Raw genomic sequence first — 15,873 nt, forward strand, 5'->3', positions numbered from 1 at the left:
GGCACGGCATCCAGCCGTTGTGGCAGTTGCTCTGACGCCCCATGAACAGCGCTGCTAAGATGTGTGAGCAACATGAAAACATTTCCTCTTTCCTTAACATCGGCTGCACTCGCCGCAGCACTGACAGCCTGCGGCGGCTCCACGCCATCACCCGCCGTCGTCAACACCTCCGACCTGAACATCACCGTCACTGGAGTCAACAGTGCCCCTGTAAAGGTGACCAACGCTGCCGGTGACGTGAAATTCAACGACACGGTGACCGGCAGCAAAACCATCACTGCCCTGCCAAAAGACAAGTACACCGTGACTGGTGCAGCCATAGCCAACTTTGTCGCACCTGCCCCGGTGACGGCAGACCTGAGCAGCGGCAACGGTTCGGCAACACTAACGTACACCCCCCTTACCGGGCAGGTTCTGGCGCTGGACAAGGTGCAGGGAACCTTCGGCGACCCGCTGGCAAAAGGTGGCGTCCTCGGGGTCTTCCTCTCCCAGAGCATCCTGACCTCCGCCAACGTGAGTGCCGACGGCAGCGTCACCCTGCCGCTCACCACACCTCCAGCTTCCGAGCTGTATTCCTTCCTGCCTCCCGCCGGATCCAACTGCAGCTACACCGGAACCGGCGCAGGAAATACCGGAAAGATTTACGACGCCGACCTCGGGCTTTTCAGCAGCCAGGGCGACTATCTCGGAGACGTTCTCGAGGTCCCCCAGGGCAGCAGCACAGCTGTACTTCTGCATACCTACGCCAACAGCGCACAGACTTACCAGGGCACCATCAGCTGCGCCAACCCCAGCGTCAGATACGTACTCAACGTGCAGATGGCGACCGGGTGGAACGCCCTGATTCTCGACGGGGACAGCAACGGCAACTACACCATGACGTCAGCCCCAGCGGATACGCGGGTGCAGCTGGAGCTGAAAAAAGCGACTGCCGCAGTGAGCATGAGTCTCGACACTCCTTCGCTGACCATCAAGGCGGGTGAAAGTGTCACCGCGAACGCGACGTTCTACCAGGACGGCGGCATCAGCGGGAAAATCGATCTGAGTACGGACGTTCCCGGCCTGACCATAGAGCCCGCGAGTGTGACGCTTCCGGCCCTCGGCACCCAGAACGTCAAGACCCGCAGCCTCATGGACAGGGTGGCAATCACCGCGCAGGGTCCCCGCCCCCTGAAGGTCGGAACTCAGAAGCTGACGACCGTCCTGACGTTCAAAGCCGCAGCAGAAGCGAGCAGCTTCAATGGCTCAATGAACCTGATTGCCAAACAGGGAAATTCAACAGTCGGCAAGCTGCCAGTCGCGCTCTCGCTGATCGTGCCCAGTATCTCTGCTGCGCTGCCTTCCGGGTCAAGTGTGACTGTGGAACGATACCAGTCGGTGCCATTGACGATTCAGATCACCGGGCAGGGCTTTTATAAAGGTGCGGTGCAGCTCGCCTTGACGGGACTGCCTACTGGGATGACGGCTACCACGGCCACTGTGACGTTCGCCGGGAATACCTACACGGAACAGCAGAGTGCGCAGATTGTATTGACGGCCTCAGGCAACGCAGCGGTCGGCTCTCAGAACGCTCAGCTGACCGTTACTGGTGGCGGCAAAACCACCACTTCAGCCCTGACGGTCCAGGTACCGACTCCGGCTTACGTCATCTCCTTTCCCACTTCAAACAGCGGATATCTCTACCAGGGTCAGTCGAAATCTATCGACTTTACGCTCCAGAGCGTTCGTGGCTTTAGCGGGCCGGTCACGTTGAAAGTGCAGGGAATCCCGCAGGGTGTGCTTGCAGAGCCGGTAACTGTTCAGACCACACCCAACCAGAAGATAAACGGGACGTTCACACTCCAGGCCAATTCAGCTTCAACACTGGGTAGGACGGTGATCAGCCTGTCTGGTGTTGACATGATCGAGCCGTCTTCCAGCACACCGATTGAAATCCGTCCTGCAGTACTTTCAACCCTGAATAACGAGCCAGTCAAAGTAACGCCAGCACACGACGGCTTCTGGATGATTGGTGATGCCCAGGCTGGCATTGCGCAAGGTCAGTATGTCCTGCCTGTTAAGCGTATCAACGCGTCTGGAACAATCCTGAATACGAAGTTGAACATCGATTCAAGTTCTGTCAATGTCTTGAGCAGCCCAGAAGGCAATCTCATTCTCGTTGGTAATTCAAAAGTGTTCAGGATGAATGACGACGGCACGACGGTTTCTTTCTCGCCGTTCTCCCAAGTGCTTTTCTCCCTTTCCAGTAGTTCGGCAGTCGTTGACTCTCAGAACAAGCTCTGGTTCTACTATTTTGCAAATGGGTATCAGCTATTCACTCTGAATCTGAATTCTGGAGAGCTCCTCAGCGTTCGTAGCGAAAATACGAATAACGGCATCACGCAGCTGTACCGTAATCCTGTGGGCGATACCATCTATGTCACGGGCCTGGACAACGGTCTGCAAAGACAGGTGAGGCAGTTCAAGACTCTAAGTGGCGAGAACAGACTCCTCAGCATTGGTGGCGCCAATACGTTTCCGTCTGCCTATGCTGTTGCGGCGGATGGTGGACTGTGGATTAAGAACGATACATCACTGATCAATCTCTCCGCTGCCGGTACCTTGAGTGCTGTCGATAACTCCAGTAAAGCGGATCATATGGTCTTTGACGGCAACCAGATCCTCTGGATGACCAAGAAAGGCGGAGATACGATATGGAGATTCGATCCGCGAACAAACCAGACAATGGACGTACCAGTCGGTTCCTACGTTGATAGTACGCCAGTCCCGTCAGGTGGTCTCTGGGTCATCTCACTCGAGAACAGTAGTTCCAGCAATGCCTATCTCAGTCTGCTGAAATAAAGTTGGATGAACGACGGGCGGCCACCGTACGTGGGTGGCCGCCCGTCGTCCTTGGCTGTTCAGGTGCGGGCGAGGGTTTCGTATTCGGTGATGCTTTCGCGGATCACGTCGAGGCTGCTCGTCCAGAAGGCCTCGTCGCGCGTGTCGATGCCGAAGTCGCGGGCGAGGGTGGCGGCGTCGCTCATGCCGGTGCGGCTGAGCAGGTCGTCGTACTGCGCGCGGAAGCTGTCCGGGTCGGTGCGGTAGCGGGCGTAGAGGCCCAGTCCGAACAGCAGGCCGAAGGTGTACGGGTAGTTGTAGAAGCTGCTGCCGTAGTAGTGGGGTTTCACGGCCCACATGTAGGAGTGCTGCGTGGCGAGCGCGTCGCCGTACGTGTCGTGTTGCGCCTGGAGCATCAGGGCGTTCAGTTCGGCGGGGGACAGGTCGCGTTTCTGGCGGGCTTCGAAGACGGCGTTCTCGAAGAGGTAGCGGGAGTGGATGTCGACCACGACCTGTGCCTGGCCCATCAGGGCCGTCTCGAGGATGTACAGGCGTTCCTGGCCGTGGGCGCTGGCGAGGGCGTTCTGCTGCACGATGGTCTCGCAGAAGATGCTGGCGGTCTCGGCGAGCGTCATGGGGGTGGATTTCTGGAGGGGCGTGCGGTCCTTGAGGCAGAGGTTGTGGTAGCCGTGCCCGAGTTCGTGTGCGAGGGTGCTGGTGCTGTCGAGGCTGGGCGCGTGGTTCAGGAGGATGCGGCTCTCGCCGTTCTTCCAGCCCATGCAGAAGGCCCCGCCGCGTTTCCCGGCGCGGGCGGGCACGTCGAGCCAGTCCTCGTGGAAGGCGCGGGCGGCGAAGTCCGCGAGGCGGTCGGAGTACGTGCGGAAGCTCTGTTCCACGAACTGTTTCGCTTCCGGGTACGTCCAGGTGCGGCTGGAGGTGCCGACCGGCGCGAACAGGTCGCTCCAGGGGAGGCGGCCGTCCTGGTGGCCGAGCAGGCGGGCCTTGGCGCGGAAGTACCGGCGGAAGTCGGGGAAGCTGGCCGTGACGGCGCGCTGCATGGCGTTCAGGGTGTCGCGGTCGATGCTGTTGCCGTGCAGGGTGGGTTCCACGGCGTCCGCGTAGCCGCGCCGGGCGTTGAGGACGTTGACGCGGCCCTTGATGCCGTTCATGGCGGCCGCGAGCGGCACTTCGGCCGTCTGCCAGAGGCGCAGTTCGGCGTCGTAGCTTTCGGCGCGCACGCGGGCGTCCGGGTGGCTGGCGAGGTTGCGGATGGCGGTGACGGGGAGCGTCTCGCCGTTCACGGTGGCGTTCAGGAGGCTGCAGACGTTGCCGTGCAGTTTGCTCCAGCCTTCGCTGCTGCTGCTGCTCAGCTGGGACGCGAGGGCTTCCTCGTCGGGGCTCATCTGGTGCTGCGCGGCGTACCGGGCCCGCTGGACAGTGTACGTGTGTGCGGCGGCCACGGCGGACTGCGCGGTGAGGTGTTCGGGGTCGAGGCCGCCCACCCACGCCTCGTAGCGCGTGCCGAGGTTCGAGAGCGGCTGCGCGAGGGTGCTGAGTTCGCTGGCCCTGGCCTGCGCGAGGTCGTTGCGGCTGTCGGTCGTCACGAACGCCTGCGCGTACGCGCGGACGGGCGTCATGGCGCTCAGCAGGGCGTTCAGGGCGGTGGTGGCCTCGTCGAAGGCGGCGGCCGGGTCCTTCGGCTGGCCGTCCTTGCGGATGTCGAGCCGGTCGAAGAGCGCGCCGAGGGCCGTCACCCGGTCCGCGACGTCCTGCACGGCGGCCGCGTACTCGGCGCTGTCCAGGGCGGGGTAGAGGTCGTCGGTGCGCCAGTGGGGTTCCTGGGTCAGCGGAGCCTGCGTGTTCGCCGTCATGCCGCAGTCTAGAACGCCGGGCGCGGGGTTTGGGCGCAGTCTGGGGCGGGAGCGGCCTGTCCGGGCACTCCGGACGGCGGGCCGGTTCTGCCCGCGTCCTGCCCGGTCAGCTGCGGGCGGGCGTGGGGTCGGTCACGTCCGGCTGGCGGTCCTTGCCGTTCTCGCGCGGCGCGTCCTTGGATTGCGGTTCGGCCCGCGCGAAGATCATGCGGCCCATGTTCGTCTGCACGTTGTTCAGCACGACGACGCGCACGCTGCGGTTCTTGTGCTTCGCGCCTTCCTCCACCACCAGCATCGTGCCGTCCTCCAGGTACCCGATGCCCTGCCCGGCCTGCTGGCCGTTCTTGGTGATGGTGACGGTCAGCGCGTCCCCCACCTGCAGTTGCGGGCGCAGCGCGACGGCCGCCTCGTTGAGGTTCACGACCGTCACGCCGTACAGCCGCGCGACCTTGGCGAGGTTGGTGTCGTTGCTGATGAGTTTGCTGCACGTCTCGCGGGCGAGGCGCACGAGTTTGTCGTCGGTCATGCTGAGTTCCGGCGCGTCCCAGTCGTCCACGCGCAGCGTCACCACCTGCCGCAGTTCCTCCAGCACGCTCAGGCCGCGCTTGCCGCGCATGCGCTTCTGCGGGTCGCCGTGGTCGGAGAGCAGCTGCACCTCGCGCAGCACGAAGGCCGGGACGATCAGTTCACCTTCCAGCAGGCCCGTCCGGGCGAGTTCCACGATGCGTCCGTCGATGACGACGTTGCTGTCGAGGATCTTGCCGCCCGACCTGCGGCGCACGGGCGTGGGCGCGATCACGCCGAAGGTGTCGGCGTTCCGCACCGCGAACGGCACGAAGAACCCGGCCAGCACGAGCGTGATGAGCGGGTTCCACCACCAGCGGTAGTACGGGACGCCGCCCAGCAGGTTGCCGAGCAGCACGCTCACCACGAGCGACACGACCAGCGCGAGCGTCGCGGCCGTCACGGTGCGGGGAGACAGCTGCTCGTACCAGTGTTCGAGCGTCTCGATGAAGCGAGCACCGAGGCGTTCGGCGCGGGGTGCGAGCAGGACAGCCAGCATGACGCCGGCCAGCATGAGCGAGATGATGTTCAGGAAGGATGACGGGGCCTCGACGTGCTGGGCGACCGAGATCCAGCGACCCGCGCCGTAGCCCAGCAGCAGGCCCAGCAGCAGAGTCAGGAGACGGATGGCAGGCACGAACACAGTCTACATGCCGTCCCGCTGGGACGCGGCGCGCCTGCACGGCACGCCACGCGCGGCCTTCAGCGGGACAGGTCGTCCTGCGTGGTGCGGGCGGGCTTCTGGCCCTGCCACACGACGCCGAGGGCGTCCTCGACGCTCCTGACGCCCTGCTCGCCGTCCAGGCCGGGCGGCACGACGAGCCGCGTGTACCCGGCACGCCTCGCCTCCTCGGCCCGCCGGATGGCGCCCTGCACGGTCCGCACCTCGCCCGCGAGGCCCACCTCGCCGAACACGGCGACGTTGCCGGGCATGGCCTTGCCGACCACGGCCGAGTACACCGCGAGCGCCACCGCGAGGTCCAGGCCGGGGTCCGGGACCTTCAGGCCGCCCGCGAGGTTCACGTAGATGTCGAGGTTCCCCAGCGCGAGGTTCAGGCGGCGCTCCAGCACGGCCAGCACCACGTCCACGCGCCGCGCGTCCAGGCCCACCACCACGCGGCGCGGGTTGGGGTACGGGGTGCGTGCTGCGAGCGCCTGCACTTCCAGCAGCATGGGCCGGTGCCCGTCCTGCGTGGCGGCCACGACGCTGCCCGGCACCCCGACGGGCCGTTCGGCCAGGAAGGCGGCACTGGGGTTCTCGACGGCCACGAGGCCCGACTCGCGCATCTCGAACACGCCCAGCTCGCCCGCCTGCCCGAAGCGGTTCTTGACGCTGCGCAGCAGCCGGAACGCGCCCACCGACTCCAGGAACACGGTGGTGTCCACGATGTGCTCCATCACCTTCGGGCCGGCGACGTTGCCGTCCTTGGTGACGTGCCCGACCAGCACGGTCGCGGTGCCGGTCTCCTTGGCGGCGCGCGTCAGGGTGGCGGTCGCGTCCCGCACCTGCGACACGCCGCCCGCCACGCCCGCCGAGTCCTCCAGCGTCACGGTCTGGATGCTGTCCACGATGCACAGCGCGGGGCGTTCCTGCTCCATGTGCGCGGCGATCATCTCGGCGCGCGTGTCGCGCGTCAGGTCGATCTCGCCCGTCACGCCGAGCCGGTCGGCGCGCAGGCGGATCTGTTCGAGACTTTCCTCGCCCGCCACGTACAGCACGCGGCCGCCCGCGCGCGCGACGAGGTCCGCGACCTGCAGCAGCAGCGTGCTCTTGCCGATGCCCGGCTCACCGCCGATCAGGGTCACGCCGCCCGCCACGAGTCCGCCGCCCAGCACCCGGTCGAGTTCCGGAAGGCCGGTCGGCGTGCGCGGCTCCTCGCGCCGCCCGACGGTGCTGAGCGCCGTGAGCTTGCCGCCGCGCACGCCGCCGTACCCGCCGCCCCTGCCGGTCGCGGCGACGCTCGGCGTTTCCTCCTCGAAGCTGTTCCACGCCTGACAGTTCGGGCAGCGGCCGAGCGGTTTCGCGGACTGGTACCCGCACGACGTGCAGACGTACTTGGTGGTGACCTTCGCCATGCGGTTCAGTCCTGCCCGGAGCCGCTCTGCGGCGTGACACGGCCGCTTCGGGGCGCTTCCGGCAGTTCGGGCGTGGTGGTGGGCCGGCCGATGCTGCGCCAGTACGTGCCGGCCTGCGGGTCGCGGCGCAGGTAGTCGCTGTCCACCAGTTCGTCCAGCAGCGTCTGTGGGTCCTGCAGGCTGACGTGGCGTTGCAGCACGGCGTCCACGTCCGCCTGCGGGTAGATGCGTCCGCCCTCGAACTGCGCGGCGAGGTGTTCCAGCACGGCGACCTGCGCGTCCCGGCGGCGCGCGGACGGCCAGATGGCGACGCGGCCCTGCTCGTCCTGGAAGGCGCTGATGCCGTTCAGGGTCTTGGCGGGCGCGAGGGTCTTCTTGTTGCGGGTGTTGCGGCGTTTGACGGGGCGGTTCATGACAACCATGTTACGTCAGGGGCGAAACCCGCGCCGGGACGCTCCCCCAATCCGCCCGTCAGGCCCCGTTCAGGGCTGCCACGGCACGCTCCGGGCGAGGCAGCCCTGGGCGCACGGCAAACGCCCCGGCCGGAACCGGGGCGCTGCAGGGAAGCGGCGGGAAGTGTCAGGCCAGGATCTGCTGCGGGGCGTTCGCACCGCGCTCGAAGCTCAGGCCGCTGTCCGTGAGGCGCACGCGGACCTGCTCGCCGTCGTCGTTGCCGATCAGCTCCAGCGCCAGCGGGTCCTCGATCTCGTCGCGCACCAGCGTCCGCAGCTGACGGCTGCTGCCCGTCGCGTGCTTCGGGCTGCGCGCCTTGAGCTTCCCGACCAGCCACGCGGCGATGCCGGGATCGAAGGTGACGTTCAGCTCGCGGCTGTGCAGTTCCTCCTGCATCTCCTCGAGCAGCTGACCGGCCACGCGCACCAGTTCCTCCTCGCCCAGCGGACGGAAGCGGATCACTTCGTCCAGGCGGTCCAGGAATTCCGGCGTGAAGATGTGCCGCAGCGGCGTGTTGCTGTCGGCGGTGACGGGCGAGAACCCGGCGGTCGGGTTGACGTTGAAGCCGGTGTTGCTCGTCATGATGATGATGGTGCGCCGGAAGTCCACGGTGCGGCCCAGGCCGTCCGTGAGGCGGCCGTCGTCCAGCACCTGCAGGAAGGTGTTGTAGATGTCCGGGTGGGCCTTCTCGATCTCGTCGAGCAGGATCACGCTGAACGGCTGGCGCCGCACCGCCTCCGTGAGGCGGCCGCCCTGCTCGTACCCCACGTAACCGGGAGGAGAGCCGATCAGTTTGCTGACGCTGTGCGCCTCCTGGAACTCGCTCATGTCCACGCGGATGAGGCTGCGTTCGCTGCCGAACAGGGTGGTGGCGAGCGCCTTGGCGAGGTGCGTCTTGCCGACGCCGCTCGGGCCGACGAACAGGAAGCTCGCGGCGACGCGCGTGCGTCCGCCCAGGCCCACGCGGGCGCGCCGCAGGGCGCTGCTGAGTGCCTTGATGGCGTCCGGCTGGCCGTACACCTGCGCGTCCAGCTGCTCTTCGAGGTTCCCGAGCTGCGAGGCCGTGTCCTCGCTGTAGATGCCGCCCATGCTGTTGATGACGCTCTCGATGTCCTCGCGCGTCACGTACGGTTCACCGTCCGCGTTCTCCGCGATGGGCAGGCCGAGGCTCATGTTGAGCCGCACGCGGCTCGCGGCCTCGTCGATCAGGTCGATGGCCTTGTCCGGGAAGTTCCGGCCCGGCAGGCTGCGCTCCCCGATCCGCACGGCGAGCTCCAGGGCCGCGTCCGGGATCTGGATGCCGTGGTGCTCCTCGTAGCGGCTTCTCAGGCCTTTCAGGATCTCCAGGGTGTCGGCGGGGCTGGGTTCCAGCACGATGACCGGCTGGAAGCGCCGCTCCAGCGCCGCGTCCTTCTCGATGTACCGGTGGTACTCGCCGGTGGTGGTCGCGCCGATCACCTGGATCTCGCCGCGCGACAGGGCGGGCTTCAGGATGTTCGCGGCGTCCAGCGTGCCTTCCGCGCCGCCCGCGCCGACCAGGGTGTGCAACTCGTCGATGAACGCCACGACCTTCGCCTGACGGAGTTCCTCGATGATCTGCCGGAGGCGCTCCTCGAACTCGCCGCGGTACTTGGTGCCCGCCACCACGCCCGACAGGTCGAGCGAGATGAGGCGCACGCCCGCCAGGTTCGGCGGGACGCGGTTCTCGTGAATGGCGAGCGCGAGGCCCTCCACGATGGCCGTCTTGCCGACGCCGGGGTCGCCGATCAGCACGGGGTTGTTCTTGGTGCGGCGCGTGAGGATCTGCGTGACGCGCCGGATCTCCTCGCTGCGGCCCACGACCGGGTCGAGCTTGCCTTCCTTGGCCTGCTTGGTGAGGTCGCGGCCGTACTCGTCGAGGAAGGGCGTCGCGACGGGCTTCGGGGCCTTCTGGCCGTCCGCCTGCGCGAGGACGCGCCAGCGGATGGTGTCGACGTCCTTGGTGAGTTCCTGCAGGATACGGAAGGCGACGCCGTCTCCCTCGCGGATGATGCCGAGCAGGATGTGTTCGGTGCTGGTGACCTGCGCGCCGAGCGTGCGGGCCTCGTGGCTGGCGAGTTCCATCACGCGGCGCGCGCGGGGCGTGATGCTGGGCGCGTCGTTCAGGCGGTTGCCTTCACCGCGTCCGATGATCTCCTCGACGCGGCGGCGCAGACCGTCGAGCGAGGCGCCGAACTCGCCGAGCAGGCTGGCGGCGGTGCCGCCCTCGCGCATCAGGCCGAGCAGAAGGTGTTCCGGGCCGACCATCGCGTGGCCCAGACGGTTGCCCTCTTCGCGGGCGTAGTGGAAAACGAGTCGTGCGCGGTCGTCGTATCTGTTCATGGACTCCCCCTGGTCGGGCCTGCATCGTCCGCGACGTTAGATGAAGATACCGTAAAGGTCATGGAAACTCCGGGCAGTATCAGGACGGAGCGGCTCGGCCTGGGCCTGGGATGACGGACATCAACGAAGGTACTGGCCTGCGATGACTTCGAGAGAACGGAGGAGCTGGCCTGCGGTGATTCTAGAGGATGCAGCGCCGATGTCAGCGCGTTATGTCTCACCATTGGCCCCCCCGTCCGGGTCCCCCCCCACCATGAAGCTCCGCCGGACCCCGCCGGACCGCCCGGAACCGTGCCGGACCGCTCCATAAGCGGCGGGCCGCCCGAACTGCAGGGCGGCCACGCTCCACCGGAACCGGCACTCGGCGGCGAAGACCGCTGCCGGGCCTCCCAGCCCTACTCGCGGAACGCCACGCGGTTGCGGCCGGTGCGGCGCGCGCAGTCCAGGCCCGCGTCCGCCCGCCCGATCACACGCTCCGGCGACTCGCCCGGCTGCGGGGTCGCCACGCCGATGCTCAGGGTCACGCTGCCCACCTGCGGGAAGGTCCGCAGCGCCACCGCGCGCCGCAGCCGCTCCGCCGCCACCAGCGCGCCCTCGAAGGCCGTCGCGGGCAGCACCACCAGGAACGAGTCCCCCGTCCAGCGGCCGATCAGGTCCTCGCCGCGCAGCTCGTCCCGCAGCGTCTGCGCCACGGCCCGCACCACGTCGTCCCCCACGCCTGTCCCGTACGTGTCCTGCACGCCCCTGAAGTGATCGATGTCCACGCGCAGCACGCTGCAGGTGCGGCGGCCCGGCCCGCGCCCCTGCGGCGCCTCCAGCTCGCGCGACTGCAGCAGCGCCGACAGGCGGGCGTTCAGCGTGCGCCGGTCCGGCAGGCCCGTCAGGTCGTCGTGCCGGGCGGGCGCCGTATCGCGGGTGTGCAGCGCGACCGGGCCGGACAGCACCCGCCACAGCACCACCGTCAGGCCCAGCAGCCCCCCGTGCAGGCCCAGCCGCACCGGCACGCTCAGGGCGGGCGTCCAGCGTTCCAGCGCCAGCGTGAACAGCAGCATCCCCAGCACCGACCCCGTCAGCAACGTCGCGCGCCACGTGCCCGCCGGAACGCGCGGCAGGCGAGGTATGGCGACGGCGCGGACACGCAGGGAAGACGAGGACGCTGGAAGCGGAGTGGCAGGATCGAAGGGGAGGCTGGTCACGGGTACTCCTGTACGGTCTGGCCGTGGGTGTCAGGCGGGAGGAAGTCGGCGGCAGGTCCCAGTCCCTGCCCGTCAGGGACAGCGGTCCGGTCTTTCTTGAGGGCAGTGTGACAGGAGGGGCGTAACCTGGGCGTTATGCGGTCGAGGACTTCTGAACGCCCACTGGGCGGGCCTGCAGGCCGAATATCGGTAAGGCGCGAGACGCCCTCGCGGCCAGTGCTGAATGAACGCACGGTCCGGACCGGGAGCGGGTCCTCCGCGCTGCACGGGCGGGGACGATGACACCCTACCGCGGCATCGGTTAAATATCGGATAACTGCCGTCCAGTGCACACTCCGCACCGCCCGGCGATCCTGGCGTGGTGCCGCGTGCCCGCCCCGATCCAAACCGATGACACGGCGCAGACGCCCGTTTCATGCCCGCCCGGTACACTGGACGCACGATGACGATCCGGGGCGAAGCGGAATTCCAGCTCGGGCAGTTCACGGCCCTCCTGACCCTCCTGGAAGGCCGCATGGACCTGAACGCCGAGGAACTGTGCCTCGTGGGGCGGGCCGAACTGCGCTTCGCGCGCTACGACGCGGCCGAACTGCACCTGCTGCGCGCCGCGCTGCTCGGCGCGCAGCACGCCAGCGTCGAGTATGCCGAGGTGCTGTTCGAGACGGGCCGCACGGACGAGGCCGCCCGTCACCTCGCGCGCGCCCTGCCGGACCTGCAGGGCACCGAGCGTGGCCGCGCCCTGCACCTCCTGACGCGCCTGCACCTGCACCCGAACGTCCAGCCAGAACCGGAAGGCGGCGAGCCGCAGCATGAAGGTGCGTCCCCGGACCCTCACCGGCACGCCGCGCCCGCGCTGCTCCTGCTGGCCGCCCGCGACGCGCAGGAGGCCGCGCAGTACTTCCTGCGGCGCGGCGAGGAGGAAGAGGCCGGGCAGGTCGCCGTCACGCTCGCCGAGATCAGCCTGCTCGGCGGTGACCTCGACCGGGCCGAACGCCTGCTGCGCCTCGCACTGACCGTCCTGAACACCGCGCCCGACCCCGGCCCGCGCGGCCGCGCCCTGCTGCTCCTCGTGCGGCTCTTCGACCTGCGCGGCGACGACCTCGCCGTGCAGGCCACCGTCGACGAACTGCAGGCCCTCCTGACGCTGGAAGGCACCGTCCGCGTGCGCCTCGCGTGGCAGGTCCTTCAGGCGGAACGCTGCGCCCTGAAAGGCGACTGGGACGCCCTCGACCGCGAGACGCAGGGCGCACTGCCGCTCGCCGCGTCCCTGCAGGACCCCCTCGCGCTCGGCCGCCTGCACCTCGCGCGCGCCGAGGGCCAGATCCGGCGCGGCCCGCCCGCAGACGCGGCGCCCGCCGCCGCCGTCCGGCACCACGCGGGCATCATCACCGAACTGGCGCGCGTGCCGCTCGCGCACGACCCGCACCTCTGGGCACTGGAAGGCCGCGCCGCCCTGCACCGCCACGACCTGGACCTCGCCGTGCCCAGACTGCAGGCCGCCACGTCCGCCTTCCGGCGCAGCGGAAGGCCGCTCGACGAACTGCGCGCCGCGCTCGACCTCGCCGCGTGCCACGCCGCCGCCCAGGACGCGGCCGCCATGACCGCCGCCCTGCAGGCCGCCCTGCCGCGCCTGCTGCGCCTGCAGGAACGCCGCGCGCTGCGCGCCCTGGTCGAAGCGCACCACGACCTGCTGCAGGACGCCTGCCAGGACCCGCGCCTCGCGCCGCACGTGCAGGCCCTGATGGACGCCGCCGACACGCAGCGCCAGTGGGTGCTGCCGCTGCGCGTCCTGACGCTCGGCGAGCAGCACGTCATGCGGCGCAGCCAGACGCTGCCGCTCCGGACGGCCGTGCCGCTCCTCGCGTACCTGCACCTGCACCCGGGCAGCACCCGCCGCGACATCCAGCTGGCCCTCTTCCCCGACCGTCCGCCCGGCGCGGCCCTGAGCGCCGTGAAGCTCGCCATTCACGCGCTGCGCCGCGAGCTCGGCCCGGACGCCGTGGAGACCAGCGGCCCGTACCGCGACAAACGCTACCGGCTCGGCCCGGACCCGCAACTGCAGTTCGACACGGCCGCCCTCGACCAGGCGCTGCAGATGCAGGACGTGAGTCGCGCCCTGCACGTGTACGCCGGACCGTTCCTGCCGTTCCACGGCGAAGGCGAATGGGTGGAGGCGCAGCGTGCCGAGCAGCTCGGGAACCTCAAGCTGCTCGTCCGCAACCGCATCGACTTCTGCCTGCGCCTCGACGACTGGGGCAACGCCCGCCTCATCTGCCAGGAATTCATGACGCGCGACCCCGACGACCTCGACGCGCCCCGCTGGCTGGACGAGATCCGGCAGCGGTCCGAGGTGATCCTGCAGCACACCGCGTCCGGCTGAAGCGGCCAGCGGCCCTGTTCCCGACAACCGTCAGCGCACTTCCGAAAGAGGAGAGGCGGATGCTCTAAAGTAACGACATTGTGTCCGAGACCTCCACTCACCCCATCTACCCGATCCGGCTGTACGGCGACCCCGTCCTGCGCCGCAAGGCCCGCGCCATCCAGAGCGTGCAGGCACCCGTCAGCATCCCCGGCTTCGCGCCGCAGACGCTCCGGCAGGTGTCCGACCAGATGATGGAAACCATGTTCGAGGCGCGCGGCGTGGGCCTCGCCGCCCCGCAGATCGGGCTGGGCCTGCGCATGTTCGTCGCCGCCGAATACGAGGACGACGAGGAAGAAGGCAGCGACGCGCCCCTCAGGAGCCGCGTGCTGCGCACCTACACCATGATCAACCCCGTCCTGAAACCCATCGACAAGCGCAAGGACGACAGCTACCAGGAAGGCTGCCTCAGCATTCCCGGCATCTACGAGGAAGGCGTGAAGCGCGCCCGTGCCGTCCGCGTCGACTACACCGACCTCGACGGGCAGACGCAGACCATCGAGGCCGAAGACTACCTCGCGCGGATCTTCCAGCACGAGAACGACCACCTGGACGGCGTGTTCTTCCTGGACCGCCTGCCGCCCGAAGTGACCGAGGAGTACCGCAAGGACCTGCTCGCCATGCAGCGCCAGTCGCGCGAGTACCTGCGGACCCTCGAACTGAACGAACGTCAGGGCCGGGCGTGACGGGCGGGCCGAAGGTCGCGTTCTTCGGCTCTCCCGCCTTCGCCGTCCCCGTGCTGGACGCCATCCGGGAGGCGTTCGAGGTGGTGCTCGTCGTCACGCAGCCCGACAAGCCGGTCGGGCGCGGCCTGCGCCTCACGCCGCCCCCCGTCGCCGCGCACGCCGCCACGCTCGGCCTGCCGCTCGCCCAGCCCGCCCGCCTGCGCGGTAACAGCGACTTCGCCGCGCAGCTGCGGGACAGCGGCGCGGACGTGGCCGTCACCTGCGCGTACGGCAAGATCCTGCCCGCCGACCTGCTCGCCGTGCCCCGCCACGGCTTCCTGAACACGCACACCAGCCTCCTGCCGCGCCTGCGCGGCGCGGCCCCCATCCAGTGGGCCATCATCGGCGGGGAACGCGTGACCGGCACCACCATCATGCAGACGGACCCCGGCATGGACACCGGCCCCATCCTGCTGCAGCAGGAACTCGCGGTGCAGCCGCACTGGACTGCGCCGGACCTCGCGGACGCCCTGCAGGCGCAGGCCAGCACCCTGATCGTGCAGGCCCTGCACGCCCTGGGGCAGCTGACGCCCACCCCGCAGGACGACGCGCTCGCCACGCACGCCCCCATGCTCAGCAAGGCGGACGGCGACGTGCGCTGGCACGACCCCGCGGCCGCCGTGTACGACCGTTACCGCGGCGTGTACGCGTGGCCGCAGACGACCGCCACCTTCGCCGGGAAGCGCGTCAAGCTGAACGCCGTCCGTCCCGCCGCCGGGCAGGGCCAGCCGGGCGAGGTGCTGGAGGTGACGGCGGACGGCGTGACCGTCGCGTGCGGCGAGGGCGCCGTGCTGCTCGTCACGGTGCAGCCGGAGAGCCGTAAACCCATGCCGGCCGCCGACTGGTGGCGCGGCACGAACGCCCGCCCCGGCGACCGCTTCGACACCGGCACGCCCGCCTGACCCGGATGCTGGTCCATGCGCGGCATTCCTGATCTGCAGGCTGACCCGCGCGCGGCATTAACGTCACCGAAAGTGCGGGCGGGTGCGCCCGCCCGCCCCGTCCCGTAGCCTGAGCGTATGACCAGACGCGACGACGAAGTGGAAGGCATTCCCGGCGAAGTGGTGGACGAAGGCACCACCGGCGAACTCCTGCAGGACAAGAACGCCGCCGAGGACATCCTGCGGTCCGATGCCGAGCAGGACGACCACAACGCCAACGACCAGCCCGGCTTCGACGACGGCCGCCTGGGCGGCTCGGACGGCGAGGACCGCCAGGGCGAACCGAACAACGAGGACGGGTACAGCGACCTCGGCGGCGACGAGGACGGCGGTGAGGGCACGCGCCGCAGCGGCGGCATCGACGGCGGCCCCGCCCGCAAGACCCCCCTGCCCGGCGACCGCAAGTAGGACGGACTCCGGCCGATCACACGACCGGCAACAGACAAG

11 protein-coding genes are annotated in these 15,873 nt (G+C 68.7%); 5 read left to right on the forward strand and 6 right to left on the reverse strand.

The window, feature by feature from the left end; all coding sequences use genetic code 11:
• The first annotated feature begins 63 nt into the window (after positions 1-63).
• Complete coding sequence (locus IEY33_RS08960) at positions 64-2,841, forward strand: NHL repeat-containing protein (protein ID WP_188962542.1); 2,778 nt, start codon at positions 64-66, stop codon at positions 2,839-2,841.
• A gap of 59 nt (positions 2,842-2,900) precedes the next feature.
• Here the strand turns inward: IEY33_RS08960 and IEY33_RS08965 are convergent, their stop codons facing one another.
• The 6 genes from IEY33_RS08965 to IEY33_RS08990 all read right to left on the reverse strand — a co-directional run bounded on the left by IEY33_RS08965 (position 2,901) and on the right by IEY33_RS08990 (position 11,341).
• The gene (locus IEY33_RS08965; RefSeq protein WP_188962545.1) at positions 2,901-4,691 is read right to left on the reverse strand and encodes a M3 family oligoendopeptidase; all 1,791 of its coding nucleotides are present in this window, start codon (positions 4,689-4,691) and stop codon (positions 2,901-2,903) included.
• Positions 4,692-4,797: 106 nt separating this feature from the next.
• Complete coding sequence (locus IEY33_RS08970; RefSeq protein ID WP_188962548.1) at positions 4,798-5,892, reverse strand: PIN/TRAM domain-containing protein; 1,095 nt, start codon at positions 5,890-5,892, stop codon at positions 4,798-4,800.
• A gap of 65 nt (positions 5,893-5,957) precedes the next feature.
• Positions 5,958-7,331 carry a DNA repair protein RadA gene (gene radA, locus IEY33_RS08975; protein ID WP_188962550.1) on the reverse strand — a complete coding sequence of 458 codons (1,374 nt, stop codon included), beginning with the start codon at positions 7,329-7,331 and terminating at the stop codon, positions 5,958-5,960.
• A 5-nt stretch (positions 7,332-7,336) separates the two neighbouring features.
• Complete coding sequence (locus tag IEY33_RS08980; protein WP_188962553.1) at positions 7,337-7,744, reverse strand: DUF2087 domain-containing protein; 408 nt, start codon at positions 7,742-7,744, stop codon at positions 7,337-7,339.
• A gap of 166 nt (positions 7,745-7,910) precedes the next feature.
• The gene (locus tag IEY33_RS08985; RefSeq protein WP_188962555.1) at positions 7,911-10,145 is read right to left on the reverse strand and encodes an ATP-dependent Clp protease ATP-binding subunit; all 2,235 of its coding nucleotides are present in this window, start codon (positions 10,143-10,145) and stop codon (positions 7,911-7,913) included.
• Positions 10,146-10,540: 395 nt separating this feature from the next.
• On the reverse strand, positions 10,541-11,341 hold the full coding sequence (locus IEY33_RS08990) for a GGDEF domain-containing protein (RefSeq protein ID WP_188962557.1): 801 nt from the start codon (positions 11,339-11,341) through the stop codon (positions 10,541-10,543).
• A gap of 442 nt (positions 11,342-11,783) precedes the next feature.
• Here IEY33_RS08990 and IEY33_RS08995 point away from each other — a divergent pair, with 442 nt between their 5' ends.
• From IEY33_RS08995 to IEY33_RS09010, 4 genes are all read left to right on the forward strand, one after another.
• Positions 11,784-13,721, forward strand: coding sequence for an AfsR/SARP family transcriptional regulator (locus IEY33_RS08995; protein WP_188962560.1), 1,938 nt, complete (start codon positions 11,784-11,786; stop codon positions 13,719-13,721).
• An 80-nt stretch (positions 13,722-13,801) separates the two neighbouring features.
• Complete coding sequence (gene def / locus IEY33_RS09000) at positions 13,802-14,446, forward strand: peptide deformylase (RefSeq protein ID WP_188962564.1); 645 nt, start codon at positions 13,802-13,804, stop codon at positions 14,444-14,446.
• Complete coding sequence (fmt, locus tag IEY33_RS09005; RefSeq protein WP_188962566.1) at positions 14,443-15,387, forward strand: methionyl-tRNA formyltransferase; 945 nt, start codon at positions 14,443-14,445, stop codon at positions 15,385-15,387. The genes def and fmt overlap by 4 nt, the downstream gene beginning before the upstream one ends.
• 117 nt (positions 15,388-15,504) lie before the next feature.
• Positions 15,505-15,834: a hypothetical protein gene (locus IEY33_RS09010; protein ID WP_188962568.1), complete on the forward strand. Its 330-nt coding sequence runs from the start codon at positions 15,505-15,507 to the stop codon at positions 15,832-15,834.
• Positions 15,835-15,873 lie beyond the last annotated feature (39 nt).

This window comes from Deinococcus aquiradiocola, from assembly GCF_014646915.1.
Classification (GTDB): Bacteria; Deinococcota; Deinococci; order Deinococcales; family Deinococcaceae; genus Deinococcus; species Deinococcus aquiradiocola.

Bases quoted from the DNA above. Each gene is read 5' to 3' on its own strand.
- IEY33_RS09010 (WP_188962568.1), top strand. From the start codon at position 15,505: ATGACCAGACGCGACGACGAAGTGGAAGGCATTCCCGGCGAAGTGGTG.
- IEY33_RS08985 (WP_188962555.1), bottom strand. From the start codon at position 10,145: ATGAACAGATACGACGACCGCGCACGACTCGTTTTCCACTACGCCCGC.
- IEY33_RS08965 (WP_188962545.1), bottom strand. From the start codon at position 4,691: ATGACGGCGAACACGCAGGCTCCGCTGACCCAGGAACCCCACTGGCGC.
- IEY33_RS08995 (WP_188962560.1), top strand. From the start codon at position 11,784: ATGACGATCCGGGGCGAAGCGGAATTCCAGCTCGGGCAGTTCACGGCC.
- IEY33_RS08980 (WP_188962553.1), bottom strand. From the start codon at position 7,744: ATGAACCGCCCCGTCAAACGCCGCAACACCCGCAACAAGAAGACCCTC.
- radA (WP_188962550.1), bottom strand. From the start codon at position 7,331: ATGGCGAAGGTCACCACCAAGTACGTCTGCACGTCGTGCGGGTACCAG.